Origin of the sequence: Micromonospora sp. NPDC049089 (assembly GCF_040648775.1) — a bacterium.
Classification (GTDB): Bacteria; Actinomycetota; Actinomycetes; order Mycobacteriales; family Micromonosporaceae; genus Micromonospora.
Window position 1 is genome coordinate 13,975 of sequence record NZ_JBEZEH010000005.1, and the last position, 18,473, is coordinate 32,447.

24 protein-coding genes are annotated in these 18,473 nt (G+C 67.0%); 8 read left to right on the top strand and 16 right to left on the bottom strand.

The features are described 5' to 3' along the window. Nucleotides 1-91 precede the first annotated feature (91 nt). From AB0B48_RS01960 to AB0B48_RS01970, 3 genes are all read left to right on the top strand, one after another. Entirely contained in the window at nucleotides 92-562 is a 471-nt protein-coding gene (locus tag AB0B48_RS01960) for a hypothetical protein (protein ID WP_357194531.1), read from the top strand. 47 nt (nucleotides 563-609) lie between these two features. Then, a complete protein-coding gene (locus AB0B48_RS01965) occupies nucleotides 610-981 on the top strand; it encodes a hypothetical protein (protein WP_357194534.1) in 372 nt (123 codons plus the stop codon). Nucleotides 982-1,153: 172 nt separating this feature from the next. Further along, nucleotides 1,154-3,949 carry a TIM-barrel domain-containing protein gene (locus AB0B48_RS01970; protein ID WP_357194537.1) on the top strand — a complete coding sequence of 932 codons (2,796 nt, stop codon included), beginning with the start codon at nucleotides 1,154-1,156 and terminating at the stop codon, nucleotides 3,947-3,949. Between the two features lie 60 nt (nucleotides 3,950-4,009). Here AB0B48_RS01970 and AB0B48_RS01975 read toward each other — a convergent pair whose 3' ends face one another. Together AB0B48_RS01975 and AB0B48_RS01980 are read right to left on the bottom strand one after the other, a co-directional pair. Then, complete coding sequence (locus tag AB0B48_RS01975; RefSeq protein ID WP_357194540.1) at nucleotides 4,010-4,264, bottom strand: hypothetical protein; 255 nt, start codon at nucleotides 4,262-4,264, stop codon at nucleotides 4,010-4,012. Then, the gene (locus AB0B48_RS01980; RefSeq protein WP_357194542.1) at nucleotides 4,261-4,533 is read right to left on the bottom strand and encodes a hypothetical protein; all 273 of its coding nucleotides are present in this window, start codon (nucleotides 4,531-4,533) and stop codon (nucleotides 4,261-4,263) included. Before AB0B48_RS01980 ends, AB0B48_RS01975 begins: the two co-directional genes overlap by 4 nt. Nucleotides 4,534-4,775: 242 nt before the next feature. Between AB0B48_RS01980 and AB0B48_RS01985 the strand changes: the two genes are divergently transcribed. Beyond that, the gene (locus tag AB0B48_RS01985; protein ID WP_357194545.1) at nucleotides 4,776-5,582 is read left to right on the top strand and encodes a helix-turn-helix transcriptional regulator; all 807 of its coding nucleotides are present in this window, start codon (nucleotides 4,776-4,778) and stop codon (nucleotides 5,580-5,582) included. Then, complete coding sequence (locus AB0B48_RS01990; protein WP_357194548.1) at nucleotides 5,569-5,760, top strand: DUF397 domain-containing protein; 192 nt, start codon at nucleotides 5,569-5,571, stop codon at nucleotides 5,758-5,760. The genes AB0B48_RS01985 and AB0B48_RS01990 overlap by 14 nt, the downstream gene beginning before the upstream one ends. 194 nt (nucleotides 5,761-5,954) lie before the next feature. On the opposite strand, the gene AB0B48_RS01995 is transcribed toward AB0B48_RS01990, so the two are convergent. Further along, nucleotides 5,955-6,863: a hypothetical protein gene (locus tag AB0B48_RS01995; protein WP_357194551.1), complete on the bottom strand. Its 909-nt coding sequence runs from the start codon at nucleotides 6,861-6,863 to the stop codon at nucleotides 5,955-5,957. A 144-nt stretch (nucleotides 6,864-7,007) separates the two neighbouring features. Between AB0B48_RS01995 and AB0B48_RS02000 the strand changes: the two genes are divergently transcribed. Continuing rightward, nucleotides 7,008-7,718 (top strand): hypothetical protein, encoded by a 711-nt coding sequence (locus tag AB0B48_RS02000; RefSeq protein WP_357194554.1) that lies wholly within the window; start codon nucleotides 7,008-7,010, stop codon nucleotides 7,716-7,718. Nucleotides 7,719-7,881: 163 nt separating this feature from the next. Here AB0B48_RS02000 and AB0B48_RS02005 read toward each other — a convergent pair whose 3' ends face one another. From AB0B48_RS02005 to AB0B48_RS02060, 12 genes are all read right to left on the bottom strand, one after another. Beyond that, nucleotides 7,882-9,099 (bottom strand): site-specific integrase, encoded by a 1,218-nt coding sequence (locus AB0B48_RS02005; protein ID WP_357194557.1) that lies wholly within the window; start codon nucleotides 9,097-9,099, stop codon nucleotides 7,882-7,884. A 2-nt stretch (nucleotides 9,100-9,101) separates the two neighbouring features. Then, nucleotides 9,102-9,296: a helix-turn-helix domain-containing protein gene (locus AB0B48_RS02010; protein WP_357194561.1), complete on the bottom strand. Its 195-nt coding sequence runs from the start codon at nucleotides 9,294-9,296 to the stop codon at nucleotides 9,102-9,104. Nucleotides 9,297-9,308: 12 nt separating this feature from the next. Further along, nucleotides 9,309-11,132 carry a replication initiator gene (locus AB0B48_RS02015; protein WP_357194564.1) on the bottom strand — a complete coding sequence of 608 codons (1,824 nt, stop codon included), beginning with the start codon at nucleotides 11,130-11,132 and terminating at the stop codon, nucleotides 9,309-9,311. Next, on the bottom strand, nucleotides 11,132-11,398 hold the full coding sequence (locus tag AB0B48_RS02020; RefSeq protein WP_357194567.1) for a hypothetical protein: 267 nt from the start codon (nucleotides 11,396-11,398) through the stop codon (nucleotides 11,132-11,134). Before AB0B48_RS02020 ends, AB0B48_RS02015 begins: the two co-directional genes overlap by 1 nt. After that, complete coding sequence (locus AB0B48_RS02025) at nucleotides 11,395-12,090, bottom strand: hypothetical protein (RefSeq protein WP_357194570.1); 696 nt, start codon at nucleotides 12,088-12,090, stop codon at nucleotides 11,395-11,397. Before AB0B48_RS02025 ends, AB0B48_RS02020 begins: the two co-directional genes overlap by 4 nt. A gap of 70 nt (nucleotides 12,091-12,160) precedes the next feature. Then, nucleotides 12,161-12,565, bottom strand: a complete 405-nt coding sequence (locus AB0B48_RS02030) for an RRQRL motif-containing zinc-binding protein (RefSeq protein WP_357194572.1) — start codon at nucleotides 12,563-12,565, stop codon at nucleotides 12,161-12,163. Next, nucleotides 12,565-12,858, bottom strand: a complete 294-nt coding sequence (locus AB0B48_RS02035; RefSeq protein WP_357194575.1) for a hypothetical protein — start codon at nucleotides 12,856-12,858, stop codon at nucleotides 12,565-12,567. The genes AB0B48_RS02030 and AB0B48_RS02035 overlap by 1 nt, the downstream gene beginning before the upstream one ends. Further along, nucleotides 12,855-13,295 carry a hypothetical protein gene (locus AB0B48_RS02040; protein ID WP_357194577.1) on the bottom strand — a complete coding sequence of 147 codons (441 nt, stop codon included), beginning with the start codon at nucleotides 13,293-13,295 and terminating at the stop codon, nucleotides 12,855-12,857. Before AB0B48_RS02040 ends, AB0B48_RS02035 begins: the two co-directional genes overlap by 4 nt. Before the next feature lie 84 nt (nucleotides 13,296-13,379). Beyond that, nucleotides 13,380-13,589: a hypothetical protein gene (locus tag AB0B48_RS02045; RefSeq protein ID WP_355501501.1), complete on the bottom strand. Its 210-nt coding sequence runs from the start codon at nucleotides 13,587-13,589 to the stop codon at nucleotides 13,380-13,382. Next, nucleotides 13,586-14,455: an FtsK/SpoIIIE domain-containing protein gene (locus tag AB0B48_RS02050; protein WP_357194581.1), complete on the bottom strand. Its 870-nt coding sequence runs from the start codon at nucleotides 14,453-14,455 to the stop codon at nucleotides 13,586-13,588. The genes AB0B48_RS02045 and AB0B48_RS02050 overlap by 4 nt, the downstream gene beginning before the upstream one ends. A gap of 79 nt (nucleotides 14,456-14,534) precedes the next feature. Beyond that, a complete protein-coding gene (locus tag AB0B48_RS02055) occupies nucleotides 14,535-15,473 on the bottom strand; it encodes a hypothetical protein (protein ID WP_357194675.1) in 939 nt (312 codons plus the stop codon). 236 nt (nucleotides 15,474-15,709) lie between these two features. Next, nucleotides 15,710-16,030, bottom strand: coding sequence for a hypothetical protein (locus tag AB0B48_RS02060; protein ID WP_089021118.1), 321 nt, complete (start codon nucleotides 16,028-16,030; stop codon nucleotides 15,710-15,712). 177 nt (nucleotides 16,031-16,207) lie between these two features. On the opposite strand from AB0B48_RS02060, the gene AB0B48_RS02065 reads away from it, so the two are divergent. After that, nucleotides 16,208-16,966 (top strand): XRE family transcriptional regulator, encoded by a 759-nt coding sequence (locus AB0B48_RS02065; RefSeq protein WP_357194584.1) that lies wholly within the window; start codon nucleotides 16,208-16,210, stop codon nucleotides 16,964-16,966. Between the two features lie 4 nt (nucleotides 16,967-16,970). Continuing rightward, entirely contained in the window at nucleotides 16,971-17,441 is a 471-nt protein-coding gene (locus AB0B48_RS02070) for an NUDIX domain-containing protein (protein WP_357194587.1), read from the top strand. On the opposite strand, the gene AB0B48_RS02075 is transcribed toward AB0B48_RS02070, so the two are convergent. Then, nucleotides 17,429-17,992: an HD domain-containing protein gene (locus AB0B48_RS02075; RefSeq protein WP_334628862.1), complete on the bottom strand. Its 564-nt coding sequence runs from the start codon at nucleotides 17,990-17,992 to the stop codon at nucleotides 17,429-17,431. The genes AB0B48_RS02070 and AB0B48_RS02075 overlap by 13 nt on opposite strands. Nucleotides 17,993-18,473: the final 481 nt, after the last annotated feature.

An 18,473-nucleotide genomic window follows, 5' to 3' on the forward strand; every position in this document is an offset into this window, starting at 1 on the left:
CCCCAGCCGTCGGACGCCCCGATTTCATGAAAGCCGAGTGGCAGGGCGAATCTGGGTTGCGTCAGAACCTCTAGCGACCGAGCATCGCCCTGTGGATGCCGTGGTGCAGTGGGTCCGTACGTCATGGACCAAGCGTTCACGCGGCGGAGCCGAGGCGACCCGGCGTAACGCCGTGCCGGTGTCGTTCGTCCTGCCGGCACGGGCGGTGCCGTTCGTTCAGGAGATCAAGATTTCGGAGGCCGTGGGGTTCGAGCCTCGCGAGGAACTGACACACCCTCCGTACCGGAGCGACGTGCGCCTCCAACTGGCAGCTGACCAACTCCAGGTTGAATTGCTCGCGGCGGCATGGGGCGCGCCGCGCCGCCACCGCCGGCCGCCCACCGTGCGACTCGCCCGCGGCGAATGGCTGCGCTGGCACATCAACTACCGCTTCGCCGGGATGAATGGCGGCGCCACGACATACCGTCTGGACACGCTCAACCTGGCCCATGGTGACGTTCCGGCTGACACCTTCCTCGGCGAGCCGCCTCGGTTCATCGACGAACGCGCGCACATCTGGTAGTTGCCACCGCCGGGCCCAGGCCCTCATGCCCGCCGTACCATCCAGCGATGGTTTCGGAGACCTTCGATACGCGCGGCTGGCTCACCTACGTTGACCGCCTCGCCTTCACCCAGGGCGACACGCTCAGGGCTGCCCGACGAATGGCCTGGCCGACGGTGAAGCTGCACGCCGACGACAGCACGGTGACCTTCACGTCACGTACCAGGTCGGACACCCTGGAGCACTTCTACGTCGCCGCGGCGGCGCACCATCCGTTTCACCGGCGGTTCCCGCTGCCGGCGACCGCCGTCGCCTTCGAGGTCGAGGAGCGCGACCAGGTCCTGCTCTTCTGGACCCCCCGCGTCGGCGCGGTCCTGCGGGCACTCGAGAAGCTGGGCTGGGACGCCGAACAGCCCGAGCCCTGGACTCCGTACGCCTGAACTGGTGGTCGCGCGGGCCTACGTCACAGTGCGCAGCGGACGCCTGCCGGATGAGTACGGCAGGTGAACGAAAGAGAGAAGGGACACCCTCCGAGGCCCGTTGACATGCGTTTCGAGCGAGTGACAGCGTTGTCATCGACTCATTTCCTCCATATGAGACGAGGAGCGCATCTTGCTCTATCGGAACTCACACCGTCGCCGCGCGACAGCAGCCGCCGCAGCCGGAATCCTCATCACGGGGCTGGCGCTCGCCCCGTCCGCGCCGGCCCAGGCGAGCCGCCACCGGGCGCAGGACAACGCCGTACGCTCGGGTGACGCCCGCTTCGAGGTGCTGTCCCCGACGCTGATCCGCACCGAGTACCAGAAGGACGGCAGGTTCACCGACGCCGCCACCTTCAACGCCGTCGGGCGCGATGATTTCCCCCGGACGCGTTTCACGAAGCGCGTCGACCACGGCTGGCTCACCATCGACACCGGCGCGATGACGGTGCGGTACCGGGTCGGCTCGGGCGCGTTCACCGCCGACAACCTCACCGTGCAGCTCAAGGCCGGCAAGCAGACCGTGCAGGGCCAGCCGTGGGCCGGCCACACCGCCCCGGCCTGCGCGTTCGGCGCGCTCTGCGAGGCCGAATCGCTACAGCTCAACGGCCCCGGCGTGGCCACCGACCACAAGGGGTACACCGGGCGTGGTTTCGCGGCCGGCTTCGCCGCGTCCGGCGACTCGGTCACCTTCGCGCTCGACGCCCCGGCGGCCGGCACGAAGCAGCTCACCGTCCGCTATGCCAACAGCACCGGCGGCGACGGCCAGAACGTGGACCGCACCCTCACGGTCCAGGTCGACGGCGACGCCGGCCACACGCTGACGCTGCCGCCCACCGCCAACTGGGACACCTGGGGCCTGGCCACCGTGCCGGTCGACCTCACCGCCGGCCGGCACGAGATCAGCGTCGTGCGGGGTACCGACGACTCCGGCAACGTGAACGTCGACAGCCTCGCGGTGGTCAACCCGGGTGATGCGTTCCCGGCACCGACCCCGCCCCAGCCGCAACCTCTGCGGTTCGGCACGCTGGGAGAAGCCGAGACCGGCGCGCTGACCGGCGGCGCGAGGCCCGCGAACGACCACAACGGCGCATCCGGTACGGGATTCCTGGCCGGCCTGGAGAGCACCACGTCCGCCGCCGCGCTCACCGTCACGGATGTTCCGTCCGCCGGTGACTACCAGGTGCAGATCCGCTACGCCAACGGTCAGGCCGGCACCCAACCGAGCCAGACGCGCACCATGTCGGTCACCGCGGGAACGGCGGCACCGGTCACGGCGACCCTTCCGTCGACCAGCGGGTGGGACTACTGGAACACCGTTTCCGTGCCGGTCCACCTCGACCGAGGCACCAACACCGTGACGCTCGGCTGCCCCACGGACGCCAGTTGCAACGTCAACGTCGACACGGTCGCCGTCACGAGCAAGGGCTCCCCGCTGCTCGCCCCGCACGCGCCGCTCGGCGGCTACCGCCGGGGCCTGGACGGCGTGACCGGTTCCGCGCTCACCGCCCCGGGCCTGCTCTACCAGGACGGCTGGTACCTGCTCGACGACTCGGCTTCGGCCCTGAGCACCACCAAGCCCCGGCCGGCGCCCGAGCAGGACGGCTACGTCTTCGCGTACGGGCAGGACTTCACCCGTGGACTGAAGGACCTGTCGACCCTGACCGGGCCCACGAAACTGCTGCCGAAGTGGGCGTACGGGGTGTGGTACTCCGAGTACTACGACCGCACCGCCGGCGAATTCCAGGAGCTGGTGGCCCGGGCGAAGGCCGAAGGCGTACCCATGGATGTTCTTGTTCTCGACACGGACGTCAAGGCGCCGGACAAGTGGAACGGCTGGAGCATCGACCCCACCCGGATCCCCGACCCGAAGGCGTTCTTCGACTGGGCGAAGAAGCAGGGCCTGCACACCGGCATCAACATCCACCCCAGCATCCTCGGCTCGGACCCGAAGTTCGCGCAGGCGCAGGCCACCGCGAAGGGCAAGCTCCAGCGCGTCGGCTGCAACGGCGGCCCCGACTGCTACGCGTTCGACTTCGGCGACCCGGACCAGCTCACTGCGTACATGCAGCTGCACGACGGGATGATCCCGAAGGGCAGCAAGGGCCCGGACCTGTGGTGGCTGGACTGGTGCTGCGACAACACGAAGTCGTCGCTCGCCGGCGTGACCGGTGACGCGTGGATCAACCAGCAGTACGCCGACAAGACCGGCTTCGCCTTCTCCCGGGCGTACGGCTCGTTGCAGGCCGGCGGCTACAGCAGCCCGACCCCGGTGTCGACCGGTCCGTGGGCCGACAAGCGCACCACCCTGCACTTCACCGGCGACACCACCTCCGACTGGTCGACCCTTCAGATGGAGGTCGGCTATACGCCGGGCGAGTCGGCAGCGACCGGGCTCGCCGCGGTCAGCCACGACATCGGCGGACACACCGGCGGCCTCCAGGAGCCGGGCAGCGAACCGGGCAGCACCAAGCTGCCCGACGACCTCTACGCCCGGTGGGTCCAGTTCGGCACGTTCCAGCCCATCGACCGGCTGCACTCGAACCACAGCGACCGGCTGCCCTGGCAGTACGGCCCGGAGGCCAACAAGTCGGCCAAGAAGTTCCTCAACCTGCGTAAGGAACTGCAGCTGTACACCTACGCCGCCGCCAAGGAAGCCACCCGCACGGGTACGCCCATCGTCCGCTCGATGTACCTCGCGTACCCGAACGAACAGGCCGCGTACGCCACCGCCGGGTCCCAGTACCTCTACGGCCCGGACTACCTGGTGGCACCCGTGACGACGCCCGGCACCACCGCCACCACGTCGGTGTGGTTCCCGCCGGGCAACAACTGGACGGACATCTTCACCGGGAAGACGTACCGGGGCGGCACCACGCAGAACATCACCACCACGCTGGACACCATGCCGGTGTTCAAGAAGCACTGACGTTTCAGCGATCCGAACGCCGGCCGGGTGGGGCAACCCGCCCGGCCGGCATCTTTTGGTTCAACGTCGGTGGGATCGGCGGGCCCGCGACAACCAGCCGAGGAACCTGGCGTGCAGCGCGGGCAGGTCCGGGCGCAGCCCCAGGCCGTACATGTCGTCGGTTGCCTCCTGCATCGACGCGGCCAGGTAGAACGCCAACGCGATCGAATGACCGTAGAACTCGGTCACGAGCGCGAGCTGGGCCGGGCCACACGGCCAGGGCGCGGCGCAGTTGCGGCACAGCCACGCCGGGCGCATCGGCAGGTGCGGGATCATCCGACCCGCACCGCACGTCGCGGGCGTCTGGTCGGCAGGGCCTGCATCCGCACGCCCGCCCGCCGCACGTACAACTCGCGGTGCGCGACCGCGTCGCCCGCCGCGTTCAGCTGGTAACCCTCAATCCAGACCCAACCGTGGTACGTGTGCCGCTCGGGCAACTCGCGGATGACGCGTACGAAGATCGGGCGCAGAAACTGCACGCTCGCCGCGGTGGTCAGGTGGATGACATCGCCGGCTTTCATCTTCTCGGGCTTGTCGTCGGGCACGGTCTTCCCCTTGGTGCCGCTGGGAAGGGGCCGCTCCCGTGAGTGCTCGCCCGTCGGAAGCGGCCCCGCTGCGAACGCGACCACCGGATCTCGTGGGCCTGCCAGCCGCGCCGCCTGGTGACACTCTGCTGTGGAGACCACTACGCTCGGAAGGTGTTCCAGGTGGCCGGGCCGGAGCTGGCAGAACAGGCGTGCGGTGTGGGGCACCTCGGGTAGTTGATCTCCGATTTGAGGAGCGTTGCGTGGCTGACGTACCGAGTCCCCTCGCGGACTTCATCGTGAGCGAGATCCGCCGCGCTCGCGGGGCGTCCGGGATGACGCAAGATTCGTTCGGCCGGGCAGCGGGCTTCAGCGCCTCACACGTCAGCGCCGTGGAGAGCGGCACCCGAGCGCTGACAATGGACTTCATTCGCGGAGCGGACCGCGCCTTCAACAACGACGGGCTGTTCGGACGCCTGGTGGTGAAACTCGGCGCACCGTCGTGGTTTCTGCCGTGGCTGGACGCCGAGCGCGGGGCGCGACAGCTTCGTCTCTTCGAGCCACTGCTGATCCCGGGCCTACTCCAGACCGAGAACTACGCGCGCGTCGTGATGCGGTTGAACGACCTCATGTCGGCCACCGAGGTAGACCAGCAGGTAAGCGCCCGGATGAGCCGACACAAGATCCTCACCGGTGACACCCCACCGCAGGTGGTAGCAGTGCTGGACGAGTCCACGCTCCGCCGCGCGGGCGACGAGCACGCCGGCATCATGGCCGAGCAGGTCGCCCACCTCATCACCGTCGCCGAGCTGCCGCACGTTCACGTGCACGTGATCCCGGCGGGCGCTGGGCTCCATATCGGGCTGTCCGGGCCGTTCGCGCTGGCGCGGGCCGGTGACGGGGCCTGGGTCGGGCACCTCGAAAATCAGCTGGGCGGGATCGTGGTCGACAACGAAGATGGGCTACATACTCTTCAGGCGAGGTGGGAGAACGTGCGGAACGAAGCGCTCCCGCGCCGACAATCCAACGAGCTGATGAAGGAAGTGCACAGCCATCATGGACCTCACTAACGCCATCTGGCGCAAGTCCCGGCGCAGCGGATCGTCCGGGGGCAACTGCGTCGAGGTCGCTGACAACCTGCCCGGGGTGATCGGCGTCCGGGACAGCAAGGACCCCGCCGGCCCGGCCTTGACCTTCGGTCCGAGGGCTTGGCAGGCGTTCGTAGCGCAGCTCGCCCAGCCGAGGTAATCGAGGCGACGCCCACCGCCACGAAGCGCGTGCCTGGGTGTGGAAGGACCTTCTGGTACGCCGATCAAGTCGCCCCTGCAACCAACTCGGGCGCCCGACTGCCGCTGCCGCTCCCGACTGTCACGCTTGACGCCTAATTCAGACGTTCATCCATCCCCTTTGACGGATGGCGGAGTCATCGAATCGAAGCCCCCTCAGCGTTTCCGCCTTGATCTTCCGCCCATGCTGCGCGAACGCGCTCGGGCACGACGCTTGCGACTCGCACTTACATCGCAATTCGGGCATTCGACCCGTAAGCCTTCATTCCATCTATTCAAACGATCAATTTTTACAAGAATCAGATGAGACTCATTCGCGAGGAATCTGCCAAACAGCTCCCGCCGTTTACGTTGGTTCGAGAAGTGAAAAATGGGCGCAATGAGACCGCCGAAACATCCCACCACCAAGAACCATGAAACGAAAGGCGGCACCTCCTGGCGAAATCCGACTCTGAACAACTTACCAACCACGACGACTATCGCTGCAATCGGCGCTGCATATGCCGCGATAATTAACGTCCCGGACCCCTTGTCATTTAAATTATTGTGAACCCAGTGGCGAAAGTTCATCGATGCTGCTAAACCTTGATGCCTCTCGCCTGATTTCGCGTGACGGTAAATCTCATCCCTTAGACGGCGAGCACTTTCAAGCGAAGCGAAAGGGTCATCAACCCCGGCGGCGATTTTGTTAAGCCGCCGAGCCAACGCCCGCGCACTCGACTGCGGACGATAACTAGCAGCTAGCGTAAAGCCGAAAAGCAGTAACGTCAGAACACCAAGCAGAATCAATTGCATCCCAGACAGAAGATCTTCTTGACTCCCATGCTGCGTTACCAGGTTAACTCCTGCACTGGCTAATATCGCCACGATAGCGGACAGCATCGGTAGCGTCACGAGGGTGCGGAAGTCACCCAAAGGCAGGAGCCAAAGGCGGTAGGCCCCGTCGGCCTCATATTTGAGCACGAGGTAGATCAAAACCTGGGTGGCCAGATAAACTACCCCAACCACAAGCGCTAGGAACCCAACCAAAGCGACGACTCGTAGAGGGAAGAGCAGCACGTCCACAGTGGCGAAGCTAGCATCCCATCGCCAGGCCTGGCTGGCTGCATCCAGGCCGACACCTCAGTTGCACTGTTGCGTCCATGTGAGACTCTAGGGCCGGACAGATCCTACTGTGGCAGCAGAGCGTCGATGGCGTGGAGCGACTAAGTGTGGACGGAAATTACGATCGCCGGGCTATCAATTGCAGGCACCCTCGGCGCAGTTGGACTGACCGCCCTGCTTCAAAAAAGAAGCAGCGCGGAACAACGCCGACACGAGAGGTCACTACATCTCGTTAACGAAAAGCGTACAGCCTACTCGCAGTTCGAGCAATTTGCATATTTGCACGCGGATTACGTGAGAGCCTATAAGGACGCTTTCCTGCTCCTCGTCGAATCCGCCTTCCAGCTCACGGAGTTTGTATACAAATATCGGAGCCGGGACGACATACCAGAATTTTTCCCTCGAGAATCTTGGCTTAACCTCGACCCCGACATGGCACCCCACTTCAAGTCCCTCCTAGGAGTCTTCCTAGAGGAGCTGGGGAAAGTCGAGAAGAATGCGGCGGAAAGATATCCCATAGATGCGTCCAGAAAAGACGATGCCGTCGAGGTACGGAAAGACAATGATCTTCTGTTAGAAGTGGTCGGCCCTTTAGCGGCACGTGCGAAGACGCTGCCAGCCAAAGTGGAGATGTTCGTACGCACGAGGCAGCAGTTTATCGAGGCCGACCAAACAATACGACTTTTGGGCAGCGAGCAGGTGCGGGAGGCCGCTAAACCGATTTACAGCGCCATAGCATCGGGAGCTGAGCGCGACGAGCTGCAGACCTTAATGGGGGCGTTCCTAGACGCCGCACGCAAGGATCTCTGCGCCTAGGGCGAAACGTCAATGTTGGGCAACGGCGTGCCCATCGGCACTCGAACAGCTCAGCGCCTTGACCGAGGCTCTGAGCTGGTGGGCGACGGACGAGTCGACCTGTACGCCGGATTCTGATAGGTACACGTGCTCTGAGCTGGGCGAACGCGACCGCTCTGCCGCTTCAGGCCGTGTCGGGGCCGTCAGCAGGGTTGGGCCGAAAGAGTCGATCGATGGCGTTGCGGGTGCGTTCCTCGCTGGCCGGCATCAGGTGCGTGTACACCCGGAGGGTGAATCCGGGGTCGGAGTGGCCGAGGTAGGAGGCGAGAGCCTTGACGCTCTCCCCCGCATCTAGCAGGGCCGAGGCGTAGAAATGCCGGAGCGCGTGCATGCCGGTCGACCTGGACGGCACGATGCCGGCCGCCGTGACGGCCGGTCGCCACGCTTTGGCGTCGAACCAGCAACGGTTGATCGGCTTGCGCCGGGTGGTGGTCAGGATCAGGCTGGCGGTGACCTGCTCCGCGCTGGTGGGGTCTTCCCACGGGAGGGTCATGGTCAGCGGCGGGTGATCTTTCATGTGCTGCCGGAGGGCATCAGCGACTGATCCGGGTAGAGGTACACGCCGGTCCCGGTTGTTCTTGGGCAGACCGAACACGAGCCGGTGACGGACCAGCTTGACCTGACGTTGGACATGCAGCCAGCCGGCATCGAGGTCGATGTCGTCGACGGTCAGGCCGAAGACCTCACCCTGTCTCATCCCACAGCCGGCCCCGAGGTCGACGACGGCACGGTAGCGCTCAGGCAGGCCGGCCCGGATGAGGGCGATGTCATCGAGCTTCCACGGCACCACGCGGCGCTCAACCGGGCGTGGTTGGCTGACCGACCGAGCGACGCACGGATTTTTTGGTATGCGCTCGTCGTCGACGGCCGCGCCGAGGATGGTGCGCAGGTGGGCGAAGATCACGGACCGGGTCGACGGGGCCAGCTTGCCGACGAGGCTGGCGTCCCATTCGCGGATGTGGCCCGGCTTGATGGCGGCGAGCTGGCGGTTGCCGAAGTACGGCAGCAGGTGCCGGCGCACCCGGATCTCGGTTGTCTCTCTGGTCGACTCGTCGAAGCTGCGAGTACGGAGCCAGCTCTCGGCGTACTCGCCAAAGGTGATCCGGCCGGCCGCCGGGTCGACATAGGCGCCGCGCAGCTTGTCAGACTCGACCGACACGAGGAAGGCTTCCGCTTCCCGCTTGCCGCGATCAGGAAACGACTGGCTCCGCTCCCGCCCGTCCGGGCCGATGTAGCGCACCCGGTAACGCTTGCCGGTGCCGTGCCGATCGGTCTTCTCGCGCCTGTTTCGGCCGTTCGCGCCGGTGATGGTGCGGTACCAGCGATCCTCGATGTGGCCCATGATCAGGCCACCCGGCTTCTGACCCAGGCGCGGACTTCTGCCGGGTCGTAGCGCAGGTGCCGGCCGATGCGGGCGGCGGGCGGCCCGTACTTTACCTTCCGCCAGCGGTAGACGGTTTCCACCGGCACCCGCAGGAAGGCGGCAACGTCTTCAACGGACCAGAGTTCTTCGACAAGCTCTCGCGCAGTCACGGTCATCCTTTGCGGTCGTCAGGCAGCGGCCGGCGCGGTGCCGGCGGGGGTGGAAGCGAGTTCGTGGGCGAGTTCTTCTCGGCCGGTAGTTCGTCGTTCCCGTGCCATGGCGGCGGCGGTGTTGGCGAGGAGTGCGTCTCCGGTGGTGTGCCAGCCGACTCCGGCGAAGGTGAGGGTGCCGACGATGAGCGTCGTGTCGTCCTCGTCGAGGTGGTCGACGGCGCGGAGGGTGCCGGGCTGCTCGTCGGCCTGGTCCTGGTGCTCGTGCTCGTGGCGTCGGAAGGTGACGCGGGTGTCGCGCAGGAGTTGGAAGGTGACGGAGTAGCGGCGGGCTTTGGTGAGGAAGTGGCCGCCAAAGCCGAGCATGTGCGCCCACCGGCGCAGCCGGGCGTAGGGATCGGTGGCCTGTGGTCTGCTGGCCGGTTGGGCGTCAAGGGCGGCTTGACGCGCGGCGACGCAGACAGGGCAGGCGGCGTAGCGGGTGTGGGTGCCGCAGTCGGGGCACTCCCAGCGGTCGACGAAGCCGGGTGTGGGCCGGTAGTCCCGAGGTCGCTGAGACAGCGGGACGGGTGTTCCGGTGGGTCGGCCGGTGTGCCAGCAGGCGTCGATGAGGCGGGCGGTGTGGTCGCCGTCGGGGTCGGCGTAGTCGCCGATCGAATCGGCGTCGAGCCTGACGGAGCGGTGCCCGGTTACCTCAGTGCTTTTGGTGGCGTACTTGGCAAGGTAGCCCGCGACCATGCTGTCAGTGACCTCACCGTCTCCGGTGAGGCTGATGGGTCGGATGTCGAGGCCCTTGCCCGGGTCACCCCAAGCGATCGACCAACCGCCCGGCTGGTCAGGGTGGGTTGGGGTGTGGAAGGCGACCTGTCCGACGGCGGCGCGGATCGCGTCGTCGAGGTCGGCCACGGTGAACGCGGCCGGCGGAGGGATGACGGCGGTTGAGTCCTCAGGGTGGACGCCGTCGAGGCGCACCAGGGCGTGGAAGTGCACCGCCCCGCGTGCCTGAAACTCGGCCACCTTCCCGTGCGACAGCCGAACCGGTGCGACGCTGCGGATGTTGCGGGAGGCGGTGACGACGTGGACGCGGGGGATGCCCCGGCGGCGGGCGAGTTTGGCGAGCCAGCGTTCCGCGGCTTGCTTGGTGCGGTGCCACAGCTCTCCGGAGAACAGGTTCCACACGACTTGGTGGGTGTGGTCGTAGCAGTCCAGACACAACGGCTGTCCGAGCACTTGGTCCCCGGTTTCGTGGCGTGCCCAGCAGACGGCCGGTCGGCCGTGGGGGCAGAGGCCGGCGGTGGGGTCGGTGGCGCGGCGGGCGTGGCACGGGTCGGGCCGGCAGTCGCAGCGTTTGCGGTTGCCGCAGGTGTGCCGCTTGACCGCCCGGGCGTGCACGGTCCCGAACGAGGGTGCGGTGAACGTGGCGAACACGGCCGGGTGCTGGGTGACCGTGTCGGGGACGCCTTTGCCGCCGATGAGGCCAACGCGCAGGAGTTGGAAGGCGTCGCGTTGGTAGGTGTGGGCGCAGGCGGGGCAGACGGTGGCGCGGCGGTTGCCGCAGGCGGTGTAGATGGCGGCGTCGGGCATGGCGTCGGTGTGCCGCTGGTCCAGCACGCGACCGGTGCCCTGCTCGACGGTGAGGAGGTGCCCGGCCAGGCGGATGGGTCGGGTGCAGCCGGCGGCGGCGCGGACGTGTTCCAGCCACCCGAAGTAATCCGGCTGGGTGGCACGGTGAAAGGCGGAACCTTCGGCGGTGTAGTCGTAGACGGGCGTGATGGTGTCGGCGTTCGAGCCCACACCCCGGGCCAAAACGGTCCGGGGTGTGAGGTCCAGCGTCGAGGCCATCAGCCGCGAACCTCAGTGAGGTCGCGGGTGGTGATGGTGCGTTCGGTGACGATGACCCGGCAGGCGCCGCACTGGCGCTTGACCGGTTCGTGCCGCCGGCACGGGATCAGGGCGGTGGTGTCGCCGCAGCGGATGGTGACCGGTGCCCGGCAAGGGCCGCCGGGGATGACGTCAACCAGGGTTCGGCGGATGTCGAACGGGTGGGCGTCGGGGTAGGCGGGGCAGGTGTGGGTGACCTGCTCGATGTCGACCAAGACGATGGTCATCGGACACCACCGATGGTGGTCAGGAGCTTCCCGGCGATGACCGTGCTGACGTCGAGGCGGTCGGCCAGCTCGGCGGGCGTGATGGGTGCTCCGGTGGCCTGTTCGTGCTGCACGGCCGCGAAACGGGCGGTAGGCAGCAGGTGAGCGGGGACGTCGACCGGCTCCGAGGCCGGCACGGTGACGGCCGGGGTTGGCTCGGGTGCTGGGGTGATGGCGGCCGGGGGTTCGGTGGTGACCTGCTCGGCCGCCTGAACGCGGATCGGCTCGATTGGCTCAGGAGCCGGTGCCATGGGTTGCGTGGTGGGTGCGGGGGCGAGGACGAGTTTGACCAGGGCCATGAACGCCAGCGCGGGAACGGCCGAGAGGAGCCACCCGGACGGGCCGGGTTTGGCAACCGCGAGTTGTGCGGCCAGGGAGAGGCCGGCGGCGGCGATGAGCAGGACCATCGGATAGCCGATAGGAGCGCCGATGCGACGGCGTCGGCGGATGGTGAGGAGGGCGGCGATGGGAACGAGTTCGGAGATGACGGCGTTGGCCCAGCCGAACCATCCCGGGGTGTTGTCGGGGCTGTTGGCCATGGTCCAGTCGTGAACGTGGGTGAACGAGGCGGCCCCGGCGGAGCCGCCGACGACGATGAGGATGAGGACCAGGACCAGGCCCTCAAGGCGGGTGCCGGCCGGTTCGCGGTTCATCGGATGCCGCCCATGTAGGCCATGGCGATGCCGATGAGCAGGATGACGGCGAAGGCGATCAGGGCAGCCATTAGTGGCCTCCGTGGCAGTCGAGGCAGCAGCCGTAGCGGCGGGGGATGTAGTAGGGCTTCACCTGCTCGCAGTGCCGGCAGGTGCGGCGGGCGAGCAGGGCTTTGGCGATGGCCTCCCGCTGCGCCGGGGTGGCGGTGCGCTTGGGTGCGGCCAGGTCGGTGCGGTAGAGGTAGGCGACCCGCCGGTTGGTGCGGTGCCGCCAATAGATCTGGGCGACCGGGTCGTGTCCTCCGGGGCGAAGGCCGGCGGCGCGGAGTTGCCGCAGGGTGGCCAGGCCGGTCGGGGCGCAGTGGTAGGGAAAGGTGGGGAACCCGTAGCGGGTGCCGAGCGGGTCGTAGAACTCGACCCGAATGCCGGTGCGCTCGGCCAGGTTGTCGAGGTCGACGCTGCGCAGGTCTGTCATCACTGGCCTCCCCAGCGCTGTTGGGCGGCTTGGCGGGAGATGCCGAGTCGGGAGCCGATTTCAGCCCAGGAGTAGCCGAAGGCCCGTAGGCCGATCACGGCCTCTCCGATGGCGCCGTCGATGACCGATGACAGGGCGATGAGGTCGCGGAGGGCTTCGACGTCTCCACTGGCGACGCGGCGGCCGTGGGCGCGGATGATGCGCCGAGCGAACGAGGCGAAGGCGTCGTTCTCGACGACGTCCCGACGCCGCTGGTGCGGAACGGATGTCAAGGACTTCTTGACGGTGTTCATCGCGTCTCCCCTTCCGTCTTGCGGAGGGAGTCCCACTCGGTGGCAGCCGCCTGGAGGGCGGTGATGACCTGCTCGGCGGTGCGGGCCGGGTCGTCGTTCCAGGAGTAGGGGGAGGTGTGCTCGTCGAGGAGGTAGCCGTCCTCGTCGATGAAGAACACGGGCGCGGTGGTGTCGAGGTAGTCGACGAACACGCCCAGCGCGGCGAGGTAGTCGGCGAGGGCGTCGGGGTCGAGCTGGGAGAAGTGCTCCACCTTGTGTCCGGCGCAGGCGATGCCGATGGCCCCGGCGGCGCAGGCCGGCGGGGTGAGGGTGTCGGCGTTGTGGGCGTAGTAGGTGCCCTGGTGCCAGCCGTGCCGGCGCAGGTAGAGGGCAGCCATCCGCAGCAGATCAGCAAGTGTGACCTGGATCGATGTGGGTGGGTTTTGGGTAGCCTTCATGGCAACCACGTCCTTTCGGGGTTGTTGGTGGAGGTCGGCAGGACCGGCAGTTGCTGCCAGGCGTCGTCCGGTCCTGTCGGCCGATCAGTGAGTGCGTAGCCGCAGGTAGCGGCGTTGGCGGTTGTCGTCGCCGCCCATCGGGCTCGGCGAGGACAGGTAGACGAGTCGGCCGCTGGCAGACGCGGCACGGACCATGACGGCGATGTCCTCGGGACGGCCGACGATCCACAGCTCGGTGAACTGGGCGGCGCGTTGGTTGTTGGCCTTGGCGTAGGCGCGCTCGCGGGTGGTCATGCCGCCATCTCCCACTCGGTGGGGTTGACCGCCGAAGCGCTGGTGCCGACAGGGCGGCGGGTCCAGGCGGCGTAGTCGGCGATGTTGTAGATGTCGGTGTCGGTGAGGTAGGCCGCTTTGATGCGGCGGGGTACGCCGCCTTCGGCCAGGAGGTAGGCCGCGCCTTGGTTGGTGGGTGAGATGTCGGAGGCGGTGTAGCCCTGTTCGGCCCAGCCCTGTCCGAGGATGATGTTGGAGCTGTTCAGCGAGGTGCACCGGAACGCGGCCCGGTAGCCGAACAGGTCCCGCAGCGAGGCGGGGATGATGTCCCACGACGGGCGCTGGGTGGCGGCGATGACGGGCATGCCGCAGGCCCGGCCGAGGGAGACGAGCCCTCGCAGGAGGGTGGAGAACTCCTCCTGCTGTGCCTTGGTGCCGAGCACCGTGGAGAACATGGCGAGTTCATCGATGATGGTGACGATGACGGACATGCCGTCGCCGTCGGCGAGCTTGCGGCGCCGGTTCGCGAGGAGCCAGGCGTAGCGGTTGGTGGCGACGACCAGGAGGCGACGCAGGACGTCAATGCCCTGGTCGATGTCGGGGCCGATGAACGCGTCGGCGAGGTCGCGCCAGGGGCCGAGTTCGACAAGTTTGGCGTCGAAGAGCACGAGGCGGGTGTTGTCGCACAGGGCGGCGTGGCCGCAGATGTTGTTGATCAGGCCGGACTTGCCGCCGCCGGGTTCGCCTGCGGTGAGCAGGTTGCGGTAGATGACGTCCAGGTAGACGGGTTGGCCGAACTCGTCGATCCCGATGAAGATCGGGTCGAACATCGACAGGCCAGGACCCACCGGCACCGCCTCAGCAGTGGTGGGAATCGTGGTGGTCATCAGTGCCCTCCTGGGCGTTGTGGGCGCGAGAAGCCACACGAACGAGCCGCCATGGCTCCTCGCGTCCGGTTGGGTTGGGTCAGATCCAGTCGGAGACGTCGTCCGCTTCGGGCGACGCGGAAGAAGCCGCGGGCTTGCTGCCGTTGGCCGTCGTTGCGACCGGCTTCTTGCTGTCGGGCTTGCCCTGGGCCGGAAGGGTGATCGTCGGAGCGGTCACGTCCGGCAGGTCCAGGGCGGTGGGGACAGTCAGAGGCGATGCCGAGACGGGGGCGCTCGGGTCGATCACGTCGACCAGCGGAGAACCGACGTGAGCGGTCAGCACCTCACGCCGCTTGATGTCGAACCGCAGGTAGGCGGCGTTGTTCTCCGAAGCGCGCTCGATGAGCACGTTGGAGGCGTGGCAGGTGACCGCGATCTTGTCGAGACGGCCCTCCAGGTCCTTCTCGGACAGGCCAGGGCGCAGGTAGACCCAGACTCGTTCGCCAACAGGGGTGGGACGTGCCCAGAGGATCAGCGGCAGGCTGCCGGACTGGTTGGCGATGATGAACTGCGCGAAGCACACGCGCAGCCGATGCCTCACCACGAGGCACCAGGTCCAGGCGACGACCTGCTTGCGGACTGGGCGGATGGCGGCGGGGACGCCGACGACCAGGGCGACCACAATCAGGGTTACCACGGTTGGGGTGTGGTTGGCGAGCTGCACCCACGCGGTGAGCAGCAGGATGCCGAGGAGGGTCTCTGGGGTCCACCACCACAGCAGCCGGATCACCGGCCAGATCCGCACGAGCAGCCAGACGAGGCCGCCAGTCGGTACGCCGATCAACGCGCCGACGAAGACGGCAAGAATCGGGTGGATGGAGGAAGCGGCCACCACGGCCGACAGGAGGCCGACGATGACCGCCGTCAGGATGAACGCCATGCGGGCGTTGCGCGCGGAGGAACGGTGGACTTTGGCCTCGATGACCGTCACCGTTCCGGTTGACCTGCCGGCGAACCGGCGGGGGCTAGACTTGGACATGACGAGTCCTCCCAAGCACATTGGGTTGGATGAGTTGGAGGGCACGGGGTCGGCAGATGTAGGAGTCGGACCGACCCCGCGCCAGCTCTTGCGGGGATGCCACCACCGCAGGTGATGACCAGGCCGGGAATGTAGGAGTCGGAACCACTCCCGGACCTTGGATCTCAGCTCAGCGGACCGTCAGGCCGCTTCGTTGTTCAGACACCAGGGCTCACGCAGCTTGGTGAGCGAGGGACCTACTTAGCCGCCGAGTTACCAGCCTTCGGCTTCAGCGAGATCGCACGGAACGCGACGCCGTTACGCCCGTTGGTCGCCCACGGAATAGCCTCCAACTGCTCGACAGCGACGAGCTGTCCCACCGTCACGCCCGGCTTCTCACCCGCCGTGGTGATGGTGATGATCTCGCCGCCAGTCTCGTCGAGCACGAAGACCTGGGTCGACCACATGAGCCGGCCAGTGTTCTTCTCCGACCGCTGATTGCCGTTCTGGTCGTTCTTCGGCTCCGGGTCCTTCGTCACCTGGACCTGCTTGCTCTGGGTGTCCACGTACAGCTTCACAACAAACCTCCTGGGTCGTCGGCCAGGTAGTGAGCTAGTCCCCGGTGGACTGTCGCTCGTGGCCTCTGCGGATAAGGCTCCCGCTATTTCGGGGACAGCCCATCCGATGCACTGGACGACTATGGGACGTCTTGGTTACCGTGTAGGCGTCCCCAGTCGTCCCCTGAGGAGGGTTGAATGCCGAACGACCGACTACGCGATGCCATCCTGCGCAATGGCCTGACGCCGGTCGCAGTGGCCGAGAAGATCGGCGTCGACGCTAAGACCGTGGAACGGTGGATCACGCAGGACCGAACGCCTTACCCCCGTCACCGCCACGCCATCGCGGCGATGGTGCGGGAAGACGTGCCGTATCTGTGGCCGGACGCGGTGACCCCAGAAAAGGCGTCGAGGATCGGGCAGAGCGAGCTGGTCCGGCTCTACTCCCGGCGCTCAGCCGTGCCGTACGACCTCTGGCGTCGACTAATTGAGCGAGCAGAGAAGCGAATCGACGTCCTGGCCTATGCCGGCCTCTTCCTGGTGGAGCAGGACCCGATGCTTATCGATGTTCTTCGCCAAAAGGCTGTTGACGGTGTCGAGGTAACGATTCTCCTCGGCGACCCAACTAGCGCCACCATCCACAGGCGAAGTGTCGAGGAGGGAACTCCCGGCGTCATGGCAGCGAAGATTCGCCAGGTTCAGCAGTACTACAACCGGCTCGACAGTGCGCCCAAGGCGAAGGTGCGCTACCACGACACGACCCTGTACAACTCGATCTACCGTTTCGATGACGAGATGTTGGTCAACATGCACGTCCTCGGCTTCCCGGCACCACACGCGCCTGTGATGCACCTGCGCAAGCTCAACGGTGGCGACTTGTTCCGCACCTACTCCGACAGCTTTGACCGCGTCTTGGTCTCCGCAACGCCTCAGCCCGGCGACGGAGTGGCAGCCTAGACACATGGCAAGAACCGAGCACTACCACGACCCGGATGCGCCCAAAGCCAACAGCATCGTCGTCGCCGTCTCCGTCTTCGTGCACGACGCTCACGAGCGAGTGCTACTAATCCAGCGCACCGACAACGGCCTGTGGTCCCTGCCCGGCGGTGGTCAGGAAATCGGCGAATCAGTCGCAGAGACGGCAACCCGAGAAACCCACGAGGAGACGGGCATCGTCGTCGAGGTGACCGGGATGGTAGGCGTCTACTCCGACCCCGGCCACGTCATCGAGTACTCGGACGGCGAGGTGCGGCAACAGTTCTCGCTCTGCTTCCGCGCCGAACCGATCAGCGGCACACCGAGGCCAAGCGAGGAGTCACACGATGTCCGGTGGGTGGCCCGCGACGAGCTGGCCGCGCTCGGCATCCACCCGTCGACCATGCTCCGGATCAACCACGGCTACGAGGAACGTCGCGAGCCCTACATCGGCTGACGGGCGCCGGAAAGCCGGCGCTGAGTCCGCTGCACGGCAGCGACCATCTCCGGTTCGGCCCGGCCGATGAATCGGGTCACCAGGTGCTCCGGCCCGTATCGCGAACGGATCTCCGCTAGCCGGTCCAACACCTCGAAATCCTGGCCATCCGGTCCAGTCGTCATGTCTGCGCAGCAGATAGCGTCGGTCACCGCGGTTTCCTCCCGAGGGAACTCGGCGGCCAGGGCCTCACCGAGCCCGCGCTCGTCGGCTTCCAGCCAGGCGCAGGAGTGATGAGCGACCAAGGCGGCAATCCGCTCGTTGAAGTGCTCACGGCGTAGCCAGCGGCCACCATCGAGCGAGTGAAAGCCGGTGTCGACCAGGTCAGGGCTGTAACCGACGTCGTGTAGCCAGGCCGACGCTACGAGCACCTCACGATCCTCGCTCGGGACTGCTCCGCTAATCCGGTCCGCCTTGGCAGCGACCGCCTGGACGTGACTCCATCGACGGGGCAACGGTGTCTCCAGCAGGCGTCGTGCAACTTCCCGAGCGGTGTCGACGAGGTCGGCCATATCGCCAGGGTACGGAGGCACCCGGTCCGCTCGCCATCCCGTGTTCGGGTGCCGGCCGAGCTGCCGGCGAAGTGGTTCAAAGTTTCTGTACGTCTTCAAGGCGGCCCTGAGCGGGCCGCACGCGCCGCGCCAGGGCGCGCGCCCGTCGCTGCGCTAGCGCTCCGACTCCGGCCACGCAACACGCCCGGCGGCTGGCGCGGAAAGCGAGGAGCCCGGTGGGCCGCCGCAGAACGGCAGCCTGTTGACGGTAAGGGTTGGGCCGGCAGCCGGCCGGGCCGCGCGGCCACGAGCCCGCGCGGCGCAGGGGAGCGCACGCGGGCCGAGCCGGCGACCTAGCGGCGGTTGCCGAGTTGCGGTTACTTCGCCTCCGGCGGGGGCGCTCCGGCTCCAGGATGGCCGAAGATCGTCGGCAGCCGCCGGGTCCGTGCGTGGTTGCGGTAGCCACCCCGTATGCCATCGACCCGGGCGAGCCGAGCAGACC